The organism is Kitasatospora sp. NPDC052868 (assembly GCF_044547105.1).
Lineage (GTDB): Bacteria > Actinomycetota > Actinomycetes > Streptomycetales > Streptomycetaceae > Kitasatospora.
In genome coordinates this window covers 151,868-171,629 of record NZ_JBITZW010000015.1, presented here as the reverse complement: position 1 = coordinate 171,629, position 19,762 = coordinate 151,868, and the positions used below count along the sequence as shown (strand labels likewise).

The following is a 19,762-nucleotide window of genomic DNA, read 5'->3' as shown; positions in this document are numbered from 1 at the left end:
TTACATTCCGAACCCGGAAGCTAAGCCTCACAGCGCCGATGGTACTGCAGGGGGGACCCTGTGGGAGAGTAGGACGCCGCCGAACAATCATTCCAAAGAACCCCCACCCGATTTCGGGTGGGGGTTCTTTGCGTTTACGCAGGATACGATCGCGGTATGGCACGTCGTCCTGGCCCGAAGGCCAACCCCGAAGAAATCAAGCCGCGTACCGAGCCCTTCAGCCTGGCGACGGACCCCTTCACCATGGAGACCTCCCACGAGGTGGCCGGTCTGTACCTGGCTCCGCCGGAGCGGGTGCTGGCGTTGCACGTCGACGCGGAGACCGTCCTGCGGCCGAAGCTGCGGGCCGCTCTGGAGACCCTGCGCGAGGAGCCGCTGCCGGCGGCCGTCACGGCCCTGCTGGAGAGCCTCGACTCGACCACCGAGAAGGTGGCCGGCACCCTGCACCGCCGGCGGCGCGGAGTGGCCTTCCGCCAGTACCTGGCGAAGCTGGACCAGGAGCTGCCGGAGGGCGGCGAGGTCCACCTGATCTGCGACAACTACTTCACGCACAAGTCCCCGACGGTCATCAACTGGCTTCGGGCGCACCCGCGTTTCGTCATGCACTTCGCGCCGGACGAGGCGGCCTGGCTGGCGCACGTCGAGCGCTGGTTCGCCTACCAGGCGGCGCGGGAGGGATTCCACGGGGACAAGTCCTCGGCGGTCGCGCTGTCGGCGGGGATCGCCGAGTGGCAGGCCCGTGACGCGCAGGCGGACGACGAGAGCGAGGACGGGGCCTCGGCCGGCGTCCACGTCTGGGTCAAGCCCCGCTACTGAGGGCCGGAGGGGACGGAATGGTCATGGGTGCCGCTCCGGACCTGGCGGAGCTGCGTGCGGTCTGCCAGCCGCAGGCGAAGCTGCAGAGCCGCAACGGGGAGCACTGGGCGGGCCGGCTGTACATGCGGCGCATCTCGCTGCGGGTGACCAGACAGCTGGTGCGTACCGGGGTCGCCCCGAACACGCTCACCTGGGCCATGGTCGCCTGCGGTGTGGCCGCCGGGGTGGCGCTGCTGATACCCGGGCTGCCGGGGGCCGTGCTGGCCGCCGTGCTGTTCCAGCTGTTCCTGCTCTTCGACTGCGTGGACGGCGAGGTCGCCCGCTGGAAGAAGCAGTACAGCGCGGCCGGTATCTACGTCGACCGGCTCGGTGCCTATCTGGCGGACGCGGCGCTCCTGACGGGGGCCGGCTTCCGGGCGGCCAGGTCAGGGGCGGAGGCGTGGGTGTCGGTGGGCCTGGCGGCGGCGCTGGGGATCGTGCTGCTGAAGGCCTCGACCGACCTGGTGGACGTGGCGCGGGCCCGGCACGGGCTGGGCGTCGCCGAGGACGAGGCGGCCCGGCCGCGCTCGCAGGGGGTGGCCACCGTGCGCAGGCTCGCCTCCGCGCTCAGGATCCACCGGGTGACCAACGGCATCGAGGCCTCGCTGGTCCTGCTGGCGGCGGCCGTGGCCGACGCCGTGGTCGGCGGCACCACTCCCACCCGAGCAGTGGTCGCCGCGATCGCGGCGATCACCTGGGTGATGGTGGTGGCGCACCTGGCGTCGATCCTCTCCTCCTCCCGGCTCCGCTGAGGCCGGTTCGGAGGAACCAGGTCGGCTTCAGAGCCGGCCGGCGGCCTTGAGGGCGAGGTACGCGTCGGCGAGGGCCGGGGCGACCGAGGAGGGCGGGGCGTCGAGGACGGTCACCCCGTGGCGGCCGAGGCGGTCGGCGGTGAGACGGCGGTCGGCGCGGGTCTGCTCGGCTGCGGCCGCCCCGTACACGGCCTCGACGGTGCCGCGGCCGGCGGCCAGTTCGTCCAGGTGCGGGTCGGCGACCGAGGCGAGGACGACCTCGTGGCGCTTGGTGAGCATCGGCACCAACGGGAGCAGACCGTCCTCCACGGGCGCCGCGTCCAGGCCGGTGAGCAGGACGATCAGCGAGCGGTGCGGTGCCATCCGGAGCGCGGTGGAGACCAGCGCGCGCATGTCGGTCTCGTAGAGGGCGGGCTCCAGGACGGCCATCGCGCCGGTGAAGGCCGGCAGGATCTCGTTGGGGGAGCGGCCCGCGACCGAGACGCGCTTGCGCAGGTCGTGGGCGAGCAGGTCGACCCGGTCGCCGGCCTTGGTGGCGAGCGCGGTGAGCAGCAGGGCGGCGTCGAGTGCGGCGTCCAGCCGGGGCGCGTCGCCGACCCGGCCGGCGGACGTGCGGCCGGTGTCGAGGACGATCAGGATGTGCCGGTCCCGCTCGGGGCGCCAGGTGCGGATGGCGACGGTGTGGCGGCGGGCGCTGGCCCGCCAGTCGATGGAGCGGACGTCGTCGCCGGGCAGGTACTCGCGCAGGGAGTCGAACTCGGTGCCCTGGCCGCGGGTCAGGACGGAGGTGCGGCCGTCGAGTTCGCGCAGCCGGGCGAGCCGGGAGGGCAGGTGCTTGCGGCTGGTGAACGGCGGCAGCGCGCGGACCGTCCACGGGACCAGGTGGGAGCCCTGACGGCCGGCCAGGCCGAGCGGGCCGAGCGAGCGGACCGTCACCTTGTGGGCGTGGTGGTCGCCGCGCCGGCTCGGGGTGAGCAGGGTGGTGACGCGGCGCCGCTCGCCGCCGGGGATCCGCAGGGAGTGCCGTGAGGCGGCGGGGCCGGTGCCGGGCCGCCACGCGGAGGGGGCCCAGGAGTCGCGGACGCGGGCGCGCAGCGGGCGGCCGGAGGGGTTGGTGACGCTCAGTTCGACGGCGGCGGGCTCGCCGAGCCGGACGGTGGTGTCGCCGCCCCGGGTGATCCGCAGGCTGCGGACCGGGGCGGCGAGCAGCAGGTCGACCAGGGCGGCGAGCAGGACCGTGCCGGTGACGGCGGCGATGCCCGCCGCGGAGGGCAGGAGCAGGCCCACGACGAGCGCGCCGAGTGCGGCGAGCAGGGCGGTTCGCCCGGTGAGGGCCATGCGGTGCGCTCCTTCGGAGGCGTGCGGGGGGAGGCGGTCAGCGGGGGGCGGGCGTCTGGGCGAGGACGGCCTGGATGACGGAGTCGGCGGTGACGCCCTCCATCTCGGCCTCGGCGCGCAGCGCGACGCGGTGGCGCAGGGTCGGCAGGGCGAGGGCCTTGACGTCGTCGGGGGTGACGTAGTCGCGGCCGGCCAGCCAGGCCCAGGCGCGGGAGGCGGCGAGCAGGGCGGTCGCGCCGCGGGGGGAGACGCCGATGGAGAGAGACGGGGACTGCCGGGTGGCCCGGCAGAGGTCGACGATGTAGGCGAGCACCTCGGGGGAGACGGTGAGCTTGGCGATCTGCGCGCGGGCGGCGGCGATGTCCGCGGGGCCGGCGACCGGGCGGACGCCGGCGGCGCCGAGGTCGCGGGGGTCGAAGCCCGCGGCGTGCCTGGCGAGGACCTGGAACTCCTGGTCGCGGTCGGGCAGCGGCAGGATCAGCTTCAGCAGGAAGCGGTCCAGCTGGGCCTCGGGCAGCGGGTAGGTGCCCTCGTACTCGACGGGGTTCTGGGTGGCGGCGACCAGGAACGGGACGGGCAGGGCGCGGGGCTCGCCGTCGACGGTGACCTGGTGCTCCTCCATGGCCTCCAGCAGGGCGGCCTGGGTCTTGGGCGGGGTGCGGTTGATCTCGTCGGCGAGCAGCAGGTTGGTGAAGACCGGGCCGGGCTGGAAGGAGAACTCGGCGGTCCGGGCGTCGTAGACCAGGGAGCCGGTGACATCGCCGGGCATCAGGTCGGGGGTGAACTGGATCCGCTTGGTGCCCAGGCTGAGGGCGGTGGAAAGGGTGCGCACCAGCAGGGTCTTGGCGACGCCGGGGACGCCCTCCAGCAGCACGTGGCCGCCGCAGAGCAGGGCGACGACCAGGCCGGTGACGGCGGCGTCCTGGCCGACGACGGCCTTGGCGATCTCGGCGCGCAGGGCGGTGAGCGCCTGGCGCGGGTCGCTCGCCGTGCCGGGCGTGCTGTCCGCCGTGCCGGGGGTGGTGAGGGGGGTGGCGGTGGCCTGCTCGGTCACGGCTTCCGTACCTGCCTTTCGAGGGTGTCGAGGTCGTCGGCGAGCCGCAGCAGTGCGGCGTCGTCGGTCGGGGGCGGGCCGTACAGGAGGGCCGCCACGCCCGCGGCGGGGCGCTCGGGGAGGCGGTCGGCGACGGCCGCGCAGAGCGCGGTGGGGTCGGGTGCGCCGGCGCTGAGCGGGACGCCCAGGGCCGGGGCGAGGCGGTGGGCCGCGGCGCGGCGCAGGGCGTCGGCGGCGCGGCCGCGGGCCCTGGCGCGGCGGTAGAGGCGGGCGCGGCCTTCGGTGGTCTCGGCGGCGCGGACCACCACGGGCAGGTTCTCGCTGACGACGGGGCCGAGCCGGCGGGCGCGCCAGGCGGCGGCGAGCAGGGCGGCGATGCCGAGCTGGTAGCCGGCCCAGCGCCAGCCCTCGGGGATGTAGTCGGTGAGCTGCTTGCGCTGTTCGACCGCGATCGGGGCGGTGTAGTCGGGCAGCTGCCAGGTCAGGTCGGGCTGGGAGCCGAGCAGGGCGAGCGCGAGGGCGGCGTTGCCGTCCTTGGCGAGCAGCTCGTTGGTGAGGAAGGCGCCGCTGCCGAGCACGATGACGTCCCCGCCGCGGCTGTTCGGGACGCTGACCAGCGGGTAGCCGTGGCCGCGGGGGTAGCAGCCCTCGCCGCGGGTGCCGGCGGTGTAGAGCAGGCCGCCGAGGTGGGCGCTGCCGGCCCGCACGGCGGCGGGCAGGGAGCAGTCGGCGGGGGTGCTGCGGATGGAGGCGTAGGGGACGCCGCCGCCCTCGTCGGAGGGGCGGACGCCGGGGACCAGCGCGCTGAGGGCGGCCGGGCCGGGGGCGATGAGGACCAGGCGGCCGTGCCGGGCGGCGGCCAGGGCGCGCAGCCGGTCGGGGGAGAGCAGGTCGGGCTCCGGCACCACGAGGGTGTCGCCGCCGGCCGCGCCGGTGGTGAGGTCGGCGGTGATGTCGGCCTTGACGCCTTCGCGCTGGAGCAGCGCGATCACGGCGCGGGTGCCGGTGGGGTCGTAGGAGCGCGGGTCGAGCGGCGGGTAGCGCTGCTCCTGGTTGAGGCCGGCCAGGACGGCTCCGGCGAGCAGCAGCATCGCGGTGGTGAACAGGTACCAGCGTCCGCGGTACCAGAGGCTTCGGCCGGTCGGCGCGAGGCTGGTGGGGGTGGCGGCGGGCGCGGTCGGCGCGGGGGGCGCGTCGGGGGCGGGGACGGTGGTGGTCATGCCGCTCCTCCCTGGGCCTGGGCCGGGACCGGCACCGGGGTGAGGGCCGGGCGGGTGCGCTCCAGGGCCCGGTCGAGGTCGTGCAGCAGCCGGTAGGCGGCCTGGTCGGCGGTGCGCTCGCCGTAGGCGATGTCGTCGAAGGTCCGGGCGGCGGCGGCGAGGGCGGCGGCGTGCTCGGGCAGGGCGCGGCCGGCCTCGGCGGCGGCCTCGTCGGCGGTGCGGCCGGGGCGCGTGTCGAGCAGGGTGCGCTCCTCCAGGGCCCGGACCAGGGCGCGCATCTGCTCCCGGACGGCCTGGGGCCACTGGCCGGCGGCGGCGTGCCGTTCGGCCTCGGCCCGGTACTGGGCGGCGCTGCGCGGGCCGGCGGTGCCGAAGACGGGCTGGACGGTTCGGGCGGCCCGCCGGGGTGCGCCGAGGCGCCACCACAGGGCGCCGCCGATCAGGGCGGCGATCACCAGGAAGAGGATCAGGCCGGTGGTTCCGCTGGTGCCGTTGCCCGCGACGGTGTCGAGGGCGTCGCCGAGCCGGTCGCCGATCCAGTCGAGGACCCGCTCCTGGAGGCTCGGGTCGTGGCGGTGGTAGTCGGCCTTGAGCAGTTCGTCCCGGGCGGCGTCGCGTGCCGGATCGCGCGGAATGGTGACCGGTGCGCCGCCGGCCGCCCGGGTCAGGTCCCCCCAGTTCGGCATCCGGGTCAGAGCCTCGCGGCGGGCGGGCCGGCCGGGTCGCTCCAGCCGGTGCCGCCGTACTCGGGCAGCCCGGCGGCGCGGGCCAGCTCGATGTCCAGGGCCTCGCGGCGGATCCGCTGGTCGACGTAGAGGAGGACGCCGATGCTGGCGGTGAACGGGATGGTCAGGGTGGCGGAGATGACGCCGGCGATGGCCGTGGTGATCAGCAGGGCCGGCGGGAGGCTGACCACGCCGCCGGAGTCGGCCTGGCCGGCGAGGTCGTCGAAGCCCAGGACCACACCGATGATCGTGAACGGCACCGAGATCATCCCGGCGACGATGCCGGCCAGCACCTGGCTGAGCAGGTTGATGCCGAACAGGCGCCACCAGGAGCCGCGGACGAGCCGGCGGGAGCGGGAGAGCGCGGTCAGCACGCCCTGCTTCTCCAGCATCAGGGCGGGGGCCGCCAGGCTGAGCTGGATCCAGATCCAGACGGCGACCGGCAGGCTGAGCAGGCCGACCACGAACAGCAGGGCGGCGATGGCGGGCTCGTCCGCGCCGGCGATCACGTAGCCGATCATCGGGGCGAAGCCGAGCAGCACGATGCCGCCGCCGATCAGGGCGGTGAGCAGGGTCAGGCCGAGCATCTGGAACAGCCGGGGGCGGGCGTCCCGCCAGGCGTCGCGGATGGTGGCGGACTGGCCGAGGATGGCGCGGCTGACGACCATGGTCAGCAGCGCGGAGGCGACGACGCCGAGCAGCAGGCTGACCGGCAGGCTGGCGAGCGTGGTCAGGACCGGCGTGAGGTTGCCGGTGTCGCCGTCGATGGACAGCTCGGTCGCGGTGGCCGCGGCCTGCTGGAGCACGGCGACGCCGAGCGAGAGGCCGAGCGTCGTCCGCCAGTGCTTGCGGATGGTGGAGGCGGCGCCGTCCAGCAGCTCGCCGAGGCCGAGCGGGCGCAGCGGGATGATGCCGGGCTTGGGGCTCGGCGGCGCGCCCCAGCCGTACTGGCCGTACTGCGGGCCGCCGGGCGGCGGGCCGCCGTAGCCGGAGCCCCAGGCGGGCGGGGTGGCGGGTGCGCCCTGTGGTGGTGCCGACGGACCGGGCACGGCGGCGGGCGCGTCGGCCGGCGGCCGGGCGTCCTCGCGGGGCGGCTCGGACGAGCTGGGCGAGGCCCAGCCCGGAGTGTCGGTCATCACTGCTCCTCGGAGGGGCGTCAGGGTTCGCGGGGCCGGGTGGATCTTCACCCGCGCGCAGCGCCCATCGTGCCATGGTGCTCGGACGGGTCTCAGGGGTATCCGGCTCCTGAACCGCGGGCGGGCTCCGCGGTGGTGGCCGGTGCGGGTTCGCGGATCGTTCCGGAGCGGTTCGGCGCAGGAAATTCGCCCGATATGGCCGGTAATCGACCGGGCTGCCACTTGGCCGTTCTGGCGCAATGGGACTGCTGTGCGGCAGGTCACAATCCGGTAATGAGAGTATGGACTCATGAAGGGACGCGTCCTCGTCGTTGATGACGACTCCGCACTGGCCGAGATGCTCGGTATCGTGCTGCGTGGTGAGGGTTTTGAGCCGTTTTTCGTCGCGGATGGGGACAAGGCGCTAGCCGCGTTCCGGGAGACCAAGCCCGACCTGGTCCTGCTGGACCTGATGCTGCCCGGACGGGACGGCATCGACGTCTGCCGGCAGATCCGGGCCGAGTCGGGCATCCCGATCGTCATGCTGACCGCGAAGACGGACACCGTGGACGTGGTGGTCGGCCTGGAATCGGGCGCCGACGACTACGTCACCAAGCCGTTCAAGCCGAAGGAGCTGGTGGCCCGGGTGCGGGCGCGGCTGCGCCGGGCCGAGGAGCCGACGCCCGAGCAGCTGACCATCGGCGACCTGGTGATCGACGTGGCCGGCCACTCGGTGAAGCGGGACGGGCGGGGCATCCCGCTGACCCCGCTGGAGTTCGACCTGCTGGTCGCGCTGGCCCGCAAGCCCTGGCAGGTGTTCACCCGCGAGGTGCTGCTGGAGCAGGTCTGGGGCTACCGCCACGCGGCGGACACCCGGCTGGTCAACGTCCACGTCCAGCGTCTGCGCTCCAAGATCGAGAAGGACCCGGAGCGCCCCGAGATCGTGGTGACCGTTCGTGGCGTCGGCTACAAGGCCGGGCCCAGCTGACGTGGTGTACAAGGCTGACGAGACCCCGTTGGGTTCCTCGACCGACGGGGGCCCCGCCGTGCGCGGGGACGTGCTGAGCTCGACCACCCAGGGCCGCCGCCGTCGGCGCGGTCCGGCGGCCCTGCTCGCGCTCCTGACCCGTCAGCTGCGACGACCGTTCCACCGGGTGACGGCGCTCTACCGGCGCTCCATCCAGCTGCGGGTGGTCGCCGCCACCCTGTTGCTCTCCGTCGCGGTCGTGCTGGTGCTCGGCGTGGTCGTGGTGGCCCAGGTGCGCACCGGACTGCTGGACACCAAGAAGACCTCGGCCCGCAGCCAGGCCGACGGCGGCTTCAAGAGCGAGCAGAAGAAGATCGACGAGGCGAAGGACCTGCGCTTCAAGGTCGGGGCCACCAGCGACCCGACCACCGACGAGATCGGCACCTGGCTGCTGAAGCAGGTCGGCGACCTCGCGGCCAGCGGGCAGAGCGTCTACTCGGTGATCGCGATCCTGCCCGGCAGCAGCCAGGTGGTGGCGCAGCAGAACCCCGGGCTGGGCCCGCGCTACTCCGGGGACGTCCTGCCGAGCAGCATTCCGGAGTCGCTGCGGACGGCGGTGGCCTCGGAGCCCGGCGTGATGTTCGAGCAGCCGACCCGGATCCACCGCGGCGGCGGCTCCGACTCGGAGCCGGGGCTCGTCCTCGGCCAGCAGTTCACCGGGCCGAGCAGCACCAGCTACCAGCTGTACTACGTCTTCCCCTTCGGCCAGGAGACCAAGACCCTCGACCTGGTGACCGGCACCCTGGCCACCGCGGGCCTGTTCGTGGTGATCCTGCTGGTCGGCATCGCCTGGTTGGTGGTGCGCCAGGTGGTCACCCCGGTGCGGATGGCCGCCGGGATCTCCGAGCGGCTGGCCGCCGGGCACCTGGAAGAGCGGATGAAGGTCACCGGGACGGACGACATCGCCCGGCTCGGCGAGTCCTTCAACCGGATGGCCAACGCCCTGCAGGCGCAGATCCGCCAGCTGGAGGAGCTCTCGCGGGTCCAGCGGCGCTTCGTCTCGGACGTCTCGCACGAGCTGCGCACCCCGCTGACCACGGTGCGGATGGCCGCCGACCTGATCTACGACAGCCGCGAGGACCTGGACCCGATGGCGGCCCGCTCGGCGGAGCTGCTCCAGGGGCAGCTGGACCGCTTCGAGTCGCTGCTCGCCGACCTGCTGGAGATCAGCCGCTTCGACGCCGGCGCCGCGATCCTGGACGCCGAGCCGGTGGACCTGCGCGAGATCGTCACCCGGGTGGTGGAGGCCGCGGACCCGCTGGCCCAGGCCAAGGGCAGCGCCGTGGTGATCCGCGGCGACGGCGAGCCGGTGCTGGCGGAGGTCGACTCCCGGCGGATCGAGCGCATCCTGCGCAACCTGGTGGTCAACGCGCTGGAGCACGGCGAGGGCCGCGACGTCGTGGTCCGGCTGGGCTCGGCCGACGGCGCGGTCGCCGTCGGTGTGCGCGACTACGGCATCGGGCTCAAGCCGGGCGAGGCCTCCCGGGTGTTCCACCGCTTCTGGCGGGCCGACCCGTCCCGGGTGCGGACCACCGGCGGTACCGGCCTCGGCCTGTCCATCGCGGTCGAGGACGCGCATCTGCACGCCGGCTGGCTGCAGGCCTGGGGCGAGCCCGGTGGGGGCTCGCACTTCCGGCTCACCCTGCCGCGCACCCGCGGCGGCGAGATCAACCGGGCGCCGTTCCGGCTGGAGCCGGAGGACTCCCGCAACAACCGGGGCCTCGGCTCGGCCGGGGTGCCGTACCGGCGGGCGATCCACCCGGCGGGTGCCACCGCACTGACCGCGACCGAGGACCCGGCCGTGCCGGAGGCCCCGGAGGGCGGCGGCAACGGCTTCGGCAGCGGGCTGGGCGGGGTGCTGAGCATCGGCCCGGCTCTGGGCCGCCGGGTGCCCGAGGGACCGCGCTCGGACCCCTCGGACGTCCGCGCCGCGGGGGCCGGGTACGGTGCCACCGGTGCCCAGGTCGTGGTCGATCCGACGCCCGGCCGGCCCTCGGTGGCGCAGCGGACGGCGGAGCCGCAGGAGCCGGTCGCGGTGAGCGCCGCGAACGGCACGGGTGGGACGGACACGGAGGGGACGCAGCGTGCGAAGGACCAGCAGCAGGACTGAGCCGCGGCTGGCCGCGGTGGCCGGCGCGGTGCTGGGGGCCGCGCTGGTGGGTGGCTGCGCCGCGATGCCGGACTCCGGCGGCATCGCCAAGGTCGAGCTGTCGCAGGGCGCGGCGGACAAGAACCTCCAGGTCAGGGTCTTTCCGATGGCGCCCGCCAAGGGGGCCAAGCCGAGTGACCTGCTGACCGGCTTCCTGGACGCCTCGACCGCGGACGACGGCTACCCGACGGCGCGGCAGTACCTGACCGAGGAGGCCGCCGGCCGGTGGAACCCGGAGGCGGGGATCATGGTGCTGGCGGCCAACCCGACGCACACCGACCAGGCCCTCACGGACGCCGACACCTCGGTGTCCATCCCGGTGTCCGGGGCGGTCGTCGCCCAGGTGGACGAGAAGCACTCCTACCGCTTCCGGGAGGGGCAGAAGGATGTCAGCTTCACCTTCAACTTCGTCCGGGAGAAGTCCGGGGAGTGGCGGATCGACCGGCTGCCCGACGGTCTGATCATCAACGAGACCAACTTCCGCAACAGCTACCGCCAGGTGGACCGTTTCTTCTATGCGGCCGCCGACCCCTCCGCGCCCACGGCGCAGGAGGTGCTGATCGCCGACCCGATCTACCTGCGGCGCCGAATAGACCCGCTGACCGCCGCCGCCAGGGCCCTGGTATCCGGTCCGTCGGAGTGGCTCTCGCCGGTGGTCCGGACGGCGTTCCCGGCCGGGGTCACCGTGCAGCCGGTCACGGTGGACGACGGCCGGACCGCCCACGTGGTGGCCGCCGGGCCCGACCTCGGCGGCGGGATGCAGTGCAAGCAGATGGCCAACCAGCTCCTCTACACCCTCGCCGACCAGGGCAAGGGCCAGATGGACCGGCTGGAGCTGAAGGGCCCGCGCGGCAGCAGCTGCGTGGTGGCGCGCAACGACCTGCCGGCCAGTGCCCCCGGCGCCCTGGCCGGTCCGGCGGCCGACCAGCAGTACTACCAGCGCGCCGACAACGGGGTGCTGTTGCAGGCCCGTGAGCAGGGCGAGGGCTCAGCGGTCGCAGGCGTGCTCGGCAAGGCCCCGGCCAACGGCAAGCGGGCGGTCGGGACGATCGCGGTGAGCCGCAACGGCCAGCGCGCCGCGGCGATCAGCCCGGACGGCCACCAGCTGTACTCGGTGGGGCTGGCCGACAGCGAGTCGGTGCTCCCCGAGGCCGTGCTCAGCACGACGGCCCGGGCCGCGGACAAGGCCGAGGACGGGCTGGCCTCGCCCAGCTGGGACGGCCGCGGCGACCTCTGGGTGGTGGACCGCGACCCGCAGAACCCGCGGGTGGTGATGGTGCGCGGGCGCAAGCCCGTCACCGTGCCGGTCGAGGGGCTCGACGGGGGCACGGTGCAGAGCCTCAAGACGGCCTCGGACGGGGTCCGGATCGCCCTGGTCGTCAAGGACCGCAAGGGCGACCGGAGCCTGATGGTCGGCCTGGTGCAGCACGGCGGCACCCAGGACGCGCCCACGGCGCGGATCACCGGGCTGCGCAACGCCGCGCCGCAGCTCACCGACGTCACCTCGGTGTCCTGGGCGGAGGCCGATCAACTGCTGGTGCTGGGCAAGGAGAAGGACCGGCTGCCGCAGCTGCACTACATCAGCACGGACGGCTCGCGGAGCACCGAGGGCTCGCTGCTGGGCGGCGAGGGGATGGTCTCGGTGCAGGCCTCCGAGTCCCGTGACGACACCGCGGGCCAGGTGCCTCCGGTGCTGGCCCTGCAGGGGGCGGACGGCAAGATCTACCGCCTGGTCAACAACCAGTGGCGCGAGCTCGTCCTGCCGCCGCAGTACCGGGCGAGCGCCTTCATCTACCCGGGCTGAGCCGACCGCCCCGGCCTCCGCAGGCCGGGGTCGCACGGTCCGGCCGGTGCGGGACGGCGGCCGCCACGGTCGCGGCCGCCCGCGGCGGCAGTCCGGCGGCGGCCAGCGCCCGGGCGGCCTCGGCGAGGCTGGCCCCGGTCGTCACCAGGTCGTCCACCAGCACGGGTTGGCGGCCCGTCAGCCGCCGGTGGGCGCGCGGCAGGACGGTGAGCGCGCCGTGCAGATTGCGCCGGCGCTCCGGGGCGGACAGGCCGCTCTGGTCCGCGACCGGGCGGACGTGCCGCAGCAGCGGCGCGGCCCGGGCGTCCAGCCCGGCCCGGCGCAGCGCCCGGGCGGCGGCGCCGGCCAGCCGCAGCGTCGGGTCGTGGCCCCGGGCGCGGACGGCGGCGCGGGTGGAGGGCATCGGGACGAGCAGCAGCGGCGCCTGACCGGCGCGCGGCCCGAGCGCGGAGCGCACGGCCTGGGCGAGCGCTTCACCCAGCGGGTCGGCCAGGCGCAGCGCGCCGCGCTCCTTGTGGGCGATCAGCAACTGGCGTACCGGATCGGCGTACCGGGCGGCGGCGTGCACCCAGGGCAGGGCGGTGGGGCCGGGCCGGGCGGCGGTCAGGGCGTGGCGGCAGGTCGGGCAGAGCGGGCTGCGGCCGGTGCCGCAGCCGGCGCAGCGGGCGGGCAGCAGGAGGTCCAGCAGGCCGCCCAGTGCGTAGGCGAACGGACTGGGGGCGGGCTCTGGGCGGGCGGGGGACGTGATGGGTGGCACGGCTGCTCCTGGCGGAGGGCAGGCACGGAGAGTGAGCACAGGATGCGCCGTACGGGGGGTGTTGTCCAGGTATTTACCCATGCTTCACTCGCAAGAGGGTAGACAGGGTGCAACAGCTCGACCGCCAACCCCACAAGATCGGGTCATACCCACTTTGCCGCCTGGGGAGGCGAAATCCCCGTGTGAGGTGTTCTATGAGGCTCCAGGGGGTTTCAACCGTCCCTGGTGGGGAGGAAGTGAGGTGAGGGCCAGTCGCTTTCGCCGCTCGCGGCGGGGCGAAGGGTCGGCAGTGGATTGGCTGGTCCGGCTGGGTCTCAGCCCGATTCGGTAGCACCCGGATCGGCGTCAGCACGAGGGATCGGAGTTCTGCGTGGACATCGTCGTCAAGGGCCGCAAGACCGAGGTGCCCAAGAGGTTCCGCGAGCACGTGGCCGAGAAGCTGGAGAAGGTCCAGAAGTTCGACGGCAAGGTGATCAGCCTCGACGTCGAGGTGTCCAAGGAGCACAACCCGCGTCAGGCCGACCGGTCCGAGCGGGTGGAGATCACTCTCCGTACCCGTGGCCCGGTGATCCGGGCCGAGGCGGCCGCGGCAGACCCGTACGCGGCACTCGACCTGGCTTCGGCGAAGCTCGACGCCCAGCTGCGCAAGTCCGCAGACCGGCGCCGGGTGCACAAGGGCGGCAACGGTCGCACCCCCATCAGCGTCGCCGAGGCGACCGCGTCCCTCGCCGCGCTGCCCGACACGACGCAGCCCGCCGGCGAGACCAACGGGGCCGTCCGCAAGACCATGATGGGATCCCTGGAAGTGGAGGGCGAAGGCCCGCTGGTGGTCCGGGAGAAGACCCACCCGGCCGCCCCCATGGCGCTCGACCAGGCGCTCTACGAGATGGAACTGGTCGGCCACGACTTCTACCTGTTCGTGGAGAAGGACAGCGGCCTGCCGAGCGTCGTCTACCGCCGGCACGGTTACCACTACGGTGTCATCCACCTGAAGGCCGACGGCTCGGTCGGGGCGGGTGGCGGCGCCGGCGGCGCGATCGGCGGGGCCGACGACGAGGACTGACCGTCCCGGCGGTATGGGATGAGGTGACCCCGGCAGCCGTTGCCGCCGGGGTCACCGGCGTTTCGGGGTGCCGGGGCGGCCGCGGCGGGCCCGAGGTCACCCGGTGCAGGGGATTCGGCACCTGAGGGTGACCGGAGGGGGTCCGAGGCGTGGAATGATGGCGCGACGAGGACCGGCGACGGGGGAGGAGCGGATGGGGGATCACTTCGGGCTGGGGCCCGCTGCGGGGCCGGGCGCGGGGGTGTCGCCAGGACCGGGGGCCGAGCCCGAGTACGGCCCGCGCCGGGCCGAGCCCATTCGCGTCCTGGTGGTGGACGACCACGCGCTGTTCCGCCGCGGGCTGGAGATCGTGCTCGCGGAGGAGGAGGACATCAAGGTCATCGGTGAGGCGGGGGACGGCGCCGAGGCGGTGCTGAAGGCCGCCGACCTGCTGCCCGACATCATCCTGATGGATGTCCGGATGCCCCGGCGCAGCGGGATCGAGGCCTGTACCGCGATCAAGGACGTGGTGCCCAGCACCAAGATCATCATGCTGACGATAAGCGATGAGGAGGCCGACCTCTACGAGGCGATCAAGGCCGGCGCCACCGGCTACCTGCTCAAGGAGATCTCCACCGACGAGGTCGCCACCGCGATCCGCGCGGTCGCCGACGGGCAGTCCCAGATCAGCCCGTCGATGGCCTCCAAGCTGCTCACCGAGTTCAAGTCGATGATCCAGCGCCGCTCCGACGACCGGGACCTGGTGCCCGCTCCCCGGCTGACCGACCGGGAGTTGGAGGTGCTGAAGCTGGTGGCCACCGGGATGAACAACCGGGAGATCGCCAAGGAGCTGTTCATCAGCGAGAACACCGTGAAGAACCACGTGCGCAACATCCTGGAGAAGCTCCAGCTGCACTCCAGGATGGAGGCCGTGGTCTACGCGATGCGGGAGAAGATCCTCGAAATAGGGTGAGGCGCCCGGGCGTTGGGGCTCCCTCGGTGCGCCTGCCCGCGGCCTCCGGATCCTAGGAGTCGAGCAGCCGCGTCAGGGCCGGGCGCAGCCCCTCGTCGTTCAGCGCCTCCACTCGGACGGCGTCGCAGCCCACCCAGGCGGCCGCCTCGCGCAGCGCCGCCGCCAGTGCCTCCAGGTGGCGCGGGGAGTCCAGCGAGACCTGACGGGCGACCAGGGTGCGCCCCTCGCGGGCCGGATCGACCCGGCCGACCAGCCGGCCGCCGGTCAGCAGCGGCATCGCGAAGTAGCCGTGCACCCGCCTGTCCTTCGGGGTGTAGGCCTCCAGTCGGTGGGCCATACCGAAGATCCGCTCGGTGCGGGCGCGGTCCCAGATCAGCGAGTCGAACGGGGAGAGCAGCGCGGTGCGGTGGCGCCCGCGCGGCGGGGCGGCCAGCGCGGCCGGATCGGCCCACGCGGCGGCCGCGGCGCCCGCCGGACCCCAGCCCGCCACCTCCACCGGGACCAGGCCGGAGGCCTCGACCACCGCGTCCAGCTGCTCGGCGCGCAGCCGGTGGTAGTCCAGCAGGTCGGCCCGGGTGGCCACGCCGAGCGCGGCCCCGGCCTGGGCGACCAGGGTGCGCAGGCACTCCTCGTCGCTCGGGTCCTGCTCGAACAGCTCCGTGGGGACGGCCTGTTCGGCGAGTGCGTAGACCCGCTTCCAGCTCCGGCGCTCGGCGCAGACCACGTCGCCGAAGGCCAGGGCCCGCTCCACCGCGATCTTGGTGTCGGACCAGTCCCACCACTCGGCGGTCTTCTTGGCGCCGCCCAGCTCGGTGGAGGTCAACGGCCCTTCGGCGCGCAGCTTGTCCAGTACGTGCCGGTACGTCTCCGGGGTGACCTGGTGGCCCCAGAGGTGGCCGCGCCCGCGGTAGCCGCGGCGGCGGAACGCGAACAGCGGCCACTCCTCGACGGGCAGGATGCACGCCGCGTGCGACCAGTACTCGAAGGTCGCGCCCGAGCCCCAGTACGCCTCCTCGACGGCCGGGCGGCCGACCGCGCCGAGGCGGGCGTAGGGGATCAGCTCGTGCGAGCGGGCCAGCACCGAGATGGTGTCGAGCTGGACGGCGCCGAGGTGGCGCAGCACCCCGCGTACGCCGCCCCGGCGGTCCGGCGCACCGAGCAGGCCCTGGGCGCGCAGGGCGATGCGGCGCGCCTCGTCGGCGCTGAGGGTCGTGACGGGAGTCGTGACGGTCATGTCGGCGAGGGTAGACGCCGGGACCGACAGCCGGGACCGGCCGACGGGGCCGCCCGGCTCTGCCGCCGGGGCGGCTCAGTCCAGGTCGGTGGCGAGCAGCGAGGCGACCCAGGAGTCGTGGAACACGCCGCGCTGCTCGGCGTACGAGCGCAGGGTGCCCTCGAAGCGGTAGCCGACCCGGTCGGCCACCGCGCGCGAGCCGTCGTTGCCCACGTACGCCTGCCACTCCAGCCGGCGCAGGCCCAGCTCGGTGAGGCCGTAGCGGGCGACGGCACGGGCGGCCTTGACGGTGTAGCCGCGGCCGCGGTGCTCCTTGGCGGCCCACCAGCCGACCTCGCCGCTGCCCGTCCGGCCCGGGGTGAGGGTGATCCCCTGGGTGCCGACCAGGGCGCCGCTCCCGCGCTCCAGCACGCACCAGATCAGGGCCTCGCCGGTGCGCCAGCCGTTGGCGGCGAGATCGTTGACGAAGTACTCCGCGTCCTCGAAGCGGTACGGGCTGGGGACGACCGTCCAGCGCTGGATCTCCTCGTCCTGGCAGGCCTCGAAGAGCGCCTGCAGGTCACAGGCCTGCGGCGGCCGCAGTACCAGGCGCTCGGTGGTGAGGACGACGGGGTCCACAGGGGTGTCGGCGTGCTCTGTCATGGGCGGATTATTCCGTACGGAGAGGAATCCGGGCATCCGATTAACCGCCCAACTGCCCGGGGTGGTGACCGCTTTGCCCTGGTAGGCATCGCTATCGAGGCATGTGCTCGCAGGGGTGACACGGGAATAGCGTGCTGACGCACCTCCCGGGGGGTTGGAGTCCTCGCATACGATGGCCCGTGCGGTGGGGTGGACCCGCCGTGCAGTCGTCCAGTGCCAATACAGGCAAGGAGCCCGCTCAAGTGTCCGTCTTCGACAAGATCCTGCGCGCCGGCGAAGGCAAGATCCTTCGCAAGCTGCAGCGGATTGCTGCCCAGGTCAACTCCATCGAAGAGGACTTCGTCAACCTCACGGACGCCGAGCTGCGCGCGCTGACCGACGAGTACAAGCAGCGGCTCGCCGACGGCGAGTCCCTGGACGACATCCTCCCCGAGGCGTTCGCCACCGTCCGCGAGGCGGCCCGACGCGTGCTCGGCCAGCGCCACTACGACGTCCAGATCATGGGCGGCGCCGCGCTGCACCTCGGCTACGTCGCCGAGATGCGCACCGGTGAGGGCAAGACCCTCGTCGGCACGCTCCCGACGTACCTCAACGCGCTCACCGGCAAGGGCGTGCACCTGATCACCGTCAACGACTACCTCGCCGAGCGCGACTCGGAGTGGATGGGCCGGGTGCACCGCTTCCTGGGCCTCGAAGTCGGCGTGATCCTGGGCAACATGACGCCCGCCGAGCGCAAGCGCCAGTACGGGATGGACATCACGTACGGCACCAACAACGAGTTCGGCTTCGACTACCTGCGCGACAACATGGCCTGGTCGCAGGACGAACTGGTCCAGCGCGGCCACAACTTCGCGGTCGTCGACGAGGTCGACTCGATCCTCATCGACGAGGCCCGCACCCCGCTGATCATCTCCGGCCCGGCCGACCAGGCGACCAAGTGGTACGCCGACTTCGCCAAGCTGGTGCAGCGCCTCAAGATCGACCGCGACTACGAGGTCGACGAGAAGAAGCGCACCGTCGGCGTGCTGGAGGAGGGCGTCTCCCGGGTCGAGGACTACCTGGGCATCGACAACCTCTACGAGTCGGTGAACACGCCGCTTGTCGGGTTCCTGAACAACGCCATCAAGGCGAAGGAGCTCTACAAGAACGACAAGGACTACGTCGTCATGAACGGCGAGGTCATGATCGTTGACGAGCACACCGGCCGCATCCTGGCCGGCCGCCGCTACAACGAGGGCATGCACCAGGCGATCGAGGCCAAGGAGGGGGTGGAGGTCCAGAACGAGAACCAGACCCTGGCCACCATCACCCTGCAGAACTTCTTCCGCCTGTACGACAAGCTGTCCGGCATGACCGGTACCGGTACGACCGAGGCCGCGGAGTTCCACCAGATCTACAAGCTCGGCGTGGTGCCGATCCCGACCAACAAGACGCCGCTGCGCATCGACCAGCCCGACCTGATCTACAAGTCGGAGCCGGCCAAGTTCGCCGCCGTGGTCGAGGACATCGCCGAGAAGCACGAGAAGGGCCAGCCGGTGCTGGTCGGCACCGTGTCGGTGGAGAAGTCCGAGTACCTGTCGCAGGAGCTGCGCAAGCGCGGCATCCCGCACGAGGTGCTGAACGCCAAGCACCACGAGCGCGAGGCGCAGATCGTCGCGCAGGCCGGCCGCAAGGGCGCCGTCACCGTCGCCACCAACATGGCCGGCCGTGGCACCGACATCATGCTCGGCGGCAACTCCGACCACCTCGCGGCGGCCGAGCTGGCGCAGCGCGGGCTCACCCCGACGGAGACGCCGGAGGAGTACGAGGCCGAGTTCCCGGCCGCGCTGGAGAAGGCCAAGAGCTCCGTCAAGGCCGAGCAGGACGAGGTCAAGGAGGCCGGCGGCCTCTACGTCCTCGGCACCGAGCGGCACGAGTCCCGCCGGATCGACAACCAGCTGCGCGGCCGCTCCGGCCGTCAGGGCGACCCGGGCGAGTCCCGTTTCTACCTGTCGCTGGGCGACGACCTGATGCGCCTGTTCAAGGCCGGCATGGTCGAGCGCGTGCTGTCGATGGCCAACGTGCCCGAGGACGTGCCGATCGAGTCCAAGATGGTCACCCGTGCCATCGCCTCGGCGCAGACCCAGGTCGAGCAGCAGAACTTCGAGATCCGCAAGAACGTCCTCAAGTACGACGAGGTGCTGAACCGCCAGCGCGAGGTCATCTACGGCGAGCGCCGCCGCGTCCTGGAGGGCGAGGACCTGCAGGAGCAGGTCGGCCACTTCATGGACGACACCGTCGAGGCGTACGTCAAGGCCGCCACCGGCGAGGGCTTCGAGGACGACTGGGACCTCGACAAGCTCTGGTCCGCGCTCAAGCAGCTCTACCCGCTCACCCTGGAGCTGGAGCAGCTGGAGGAGGAGGCCGGCGGCACCGCCGGGCTGACCCCGGAGTTCCTCACCAAGGCCATCCAGGAGGACATCCAGGGGCAGTACGGCGCCCGTGAGGACCAGCTCGGCGCGGAGATCATGCGCGAGCTGGAGCGCCGGGTCGTCCTCTCGGTGCTGGACCGCCGCTGGCGCGAGCACCTCTACGAGATGGACTACCTCCAGGAGGGCATCGGCCTGCGCGCCATGGCGCAGCGCGACCCGCTGGTCGAGTACCAGCGCGAGGGCTTCGACATGTTCACCGCCATGATGGAGGGCATCAAGGAGGAGTCCGTCGGCTACCTGTTCAACCTGGAGGTCCAGGTCGAGCAGCAGGTCGAGGAGGTGCCGGTCGAGGACGCCGAGGTGCTGCTCGACAAGCTGGAGAAGGACGCCGCCCGCCCGGAGATCAAGGCCAAGGGCCTGGAGGCCCCCAAGCCGCAGCGCCTGCACTACACGGCCCCCTCGGACGAGGTCGGTGGCGGCGTCGTCGAGGGCGACTTCGAGGACCTCACCGCGGAGGACGAGGGCGACGGGCTGACCCGCGCCGAGCGCCGCAAGGCCGCCAAGTCGGCCAAGGGCCGCCGCCGCAAGGGCTGAGCACCCGGCCGCCGGTACACCAGGGCGCCGCTCCCGTACGGGGGTGGCGCCCTGCGGCGTTCCCGGGAGC

Annotated in this window: 16 protein-coding genes and 1 rRNA gene; 9 read left to right on the top strand and 8 right to left on the bottom strand. The window is 73.2% G+C overall.

Going from position 1 to position 19,762, the window contains the following annotated elements; all coding sequences use genetic code 11:
• From rrf to ACIGZJ_RS24980, 3 genes are all read left to right on the top strand, one after another.
• Positions 1 to 85: ribosomal RNA gene (gene rrf, locus ACIGZJ_RS24990) — 5S ribosomal RNA — on the top strand; the annotation flags it as partial.
• A 71-nt stretch (positions 86 to 156) separates the two neighbouring features.
• Positions 157 to 816: a transposase gene (locus ACIGZJ_RS24985; protein WP_396459291.1), complete on the top strand. Its 660-nt coding sequence runs from the start codon at positions 157 to 159 to the stop codon at positions 814 to 816.
• Positions 817 to 839: 23 nt separating this feature from the next.
• Complete coding sequence (locus ACIGZJ_RS24980; RefSeq protein WP_396459290.1) at positions 840 to 1,607, top strand: CDP-alcohol phosphatidyltransferase family protein; 768 nt, start codon at positions 840 to 842, stop codon at positions 1,605 to 1,607.
• 27 nt (positions 1,608 to 1,634) lie between these two features.
• On the opposite strand, the gene ACIGZJ_RS24975 is transcribed toward ACIGZJ_RS24980, so the two are convergent.
• The 5 genes from ACIGZJ_RS24975 to ACIGZJ_RS24955 all read right to left on the bottom strand — a co-directional run bounded on the left by ACIGZJ_RS24975 (position 1,635) and on the right by ACIGZJ_RS24955 (position 7,080).
• Positions 1,635 to 2,945 (bottom strand): DUF58 domain-containing protein, encoded by a 1,311-nt coding sequence (locus tag ACIGZJ_RS24975; protein ID WP_396459289.1) that lies wholly within the window; start codon positions 2,943 to 2,945, stop codon positions 1,635 to 1,637.
• Positions 2,946 to 2,982: 37 nt separating this feature from the next.
• On the bottom strand, positions 2,983 to 3,903 hold the full coding sequence (locus ACIGZJ_RS24970; RefSeq protein WP_392939009.1) for an AAA family ATPase: 921 nt from the start codon (positions 3,901 to 3,903) through the stop codon (positions 2,983 to 2,985).
• Between the two features lie 92 nt (positions 3,904 to 3,995).
• Positions 3,996 to 5,219 carry a DUF4350 domain-containing protein gene (locus ACIGZJ_RS24965; RefSeq protein ID WP_396459288.1) on the bottom strand — a complete coding sequence of 408 codons (1,224 nt, stop codon included), beginning with the start codon at positions 5,217 to 5,219 and terminating at the stop codon, positions 3,996 to 3,998.
• The gene (locus tag ACIGZJ_RS24960; RefSeq protein ID WP_396459287.1) at positions 5,216 to 5,905 is read right to left on the bottom strand and encodes a DUF4129 domain-containing protein; all 690 of its coding nucleotides are present in this window, start codon (positions 5,903 to 5,905) and stop codon (positions 5,216 to 5,218) included. The genes ACIGZJ_RS24965 and ACIGZJ_RS24960 overlap by 4 nt, the downstream gene beginning before the upstream one ends.
• Positions 5,906 to 5,910: 5 nt before the next feature.
• Positions 5,911 to 7,080: a hypothetical protein gene (locus ACIGZJ_RS24955; protein ID WP_396459286.1), complete on the bottom strand. Its 1,170-nt coding sequence runs from the start codon at positions 7,078 to 7,080 to the stop codon at positions 5,911 to 5,913.
• 289 nt (positions 7,081 to 7,369) lie between these two features.
• Between ACIGZJ_RS24955 and mtrA the strand changes: the two genes are divergently transcribed.
• Genes mtrA through ACIGZJ_RS24940 form a run of 3 tightly spaced genes read left to right on the top strand, consistent with a single transcriptional unit; the run spans position 7,370 to position 12,039 of the window.
• Positions 7,370 to 8,047 (top strand): MtrAB system response regulator MtrA, encoded by a 678-nt coding sequence (gene mtrA, locus ACIGZJ_RS24950; RefSeq protein ID WP_030061806.1) that lies wholly within the window; start codon positions 7,370 to 7,372, stop codon positions 8,045 to 8,047.
• A gap of 28 nt (positions 8,048 to 8,075) precedes the next feature.
• Positions 8,076 to 10,196: an MtrAB system histidine kinase MtrB gene (gene mtrB, locus ACIGZJ_RS24945; RefSeq protein WP_396459285.1), complete on the top strand. Its 2,121-nt coding sequence runs from the start codon at positions 8,076 to 8,078 to the stop codon at positions 10,194 to 10,196.
• Positions 10,171 to 12,039 carry an LpqB family beta-propeller domain-containing protein gene (locus ACIGZJ_RS24940; RefSeq protein WP_396459284.1) on the top strand — a complete coding sequence of 623 codons (1,869 nt, stop codon included), beginning with the start codon at positions 10,171 to 10,173 and terminating at the stop codon, positions 12,037 to 12,039. The genes mtrB and ACIGZJ_RS24940 overlap by 26 nt, the downstream gene beginning before the upstream one ends.
• Here the strand turns inward: ACIGZJ_RS24940 and ACIGZJ_RS24935 are convergent.
• Entirely contained in the window at positions 12,023 to 12,796 is a 774-nt protein-coding gene (locus ACIGZJ_RS24935; protein WP_396459283.1) for a ComF family protein, read from the bottom strand. The genes ACIGZJ_RS24940 and ACIGZJ_RS24935 overlap by 17 nt on opposite strands.
• 370 nt (positions 12,797 to 13,166) lie before the next feature.
• Between ACIGZJ_RS24935 and hpf the strand changes: the two genes are divergently transcribed.
• The gene (gene hpf / locus ACIGZJ_RS24930; protein WP_396459282.1) at positions 13,167 to 13,859 is read left to right on the top strand and encodes a ribosome hibernation-promoting factor, HPF/YfiA family; all 693 of its coding nucleotides are present in this window, start codon (positions 13,167 to 13,169) and stop codon (positions 13,857 to 13,859) included.
• 193 nt (positions 13,860 to 14,052) lie between these two features.
• Positions 14,053 to 14,811 (top strand): response regulator, encoded by a 759-nt coding sequence (locus tag ACIGZJ_RS24925; RefSeq protein WP_396459281.1) that lies wholly within the window; start codon positions 14,053 to 14,055, stop codon positions 14,809 to 14,811.
• Between the two features lie 52 nt (positions 14,812 to 14,863).
• Here the strand turns inward: ACIGZJ_RS24925 and ACIGZJ_RS24920 are convergent, their stop codons facing one another.
• On the bottom strand, positions 14,864 to 16,045 hold the full coding sequence (locus ACIGZJ_RS24920; protein WP_396459280.1) for a winged helix-turn-helix domain-containing protein: 1,182 nt from the start codon (positions 16,043 to 16,045) through the stop codon (positions 14,864 to 14,866).
• 75 nt (positions 16,046 to 16,120) lie between these two features.
• Positions 16,121 to 16,687 carry a GNAT family N-acetyltransferase gene (locus ACIGZJ_RS24915; protein WP_396459279.1) on the bottom strand — a complete coding sequence of 189 codons (567 nt, stop codon included), beginning with the start codon at positions 16,685 to 16,687 and terminating at the stop codon, positions 16,121 to 16,123.
• Positions 16,688 to 16,929: 242 nt separating this feature from the next.
• Here ACIGZJ_RS24915 and secA point away from each other — a divergent pair, with 242 nt between their 5' ends.
• On the top strand, positions 16,930 to 19,692 hold the full coding sequence (secA, locus tag ACIGZJ_RS24910) for a preprotein translocase subunit SecA (protein ID WP_396459278.1): 2,763 nt from the start codon (positions 16,930 to 16,932) through the stop codon (positions 19,690 to 19,692).
• The last annotated feature ends 70 nt before the right edge of the window (positions 19,693 to 19,762 follow it).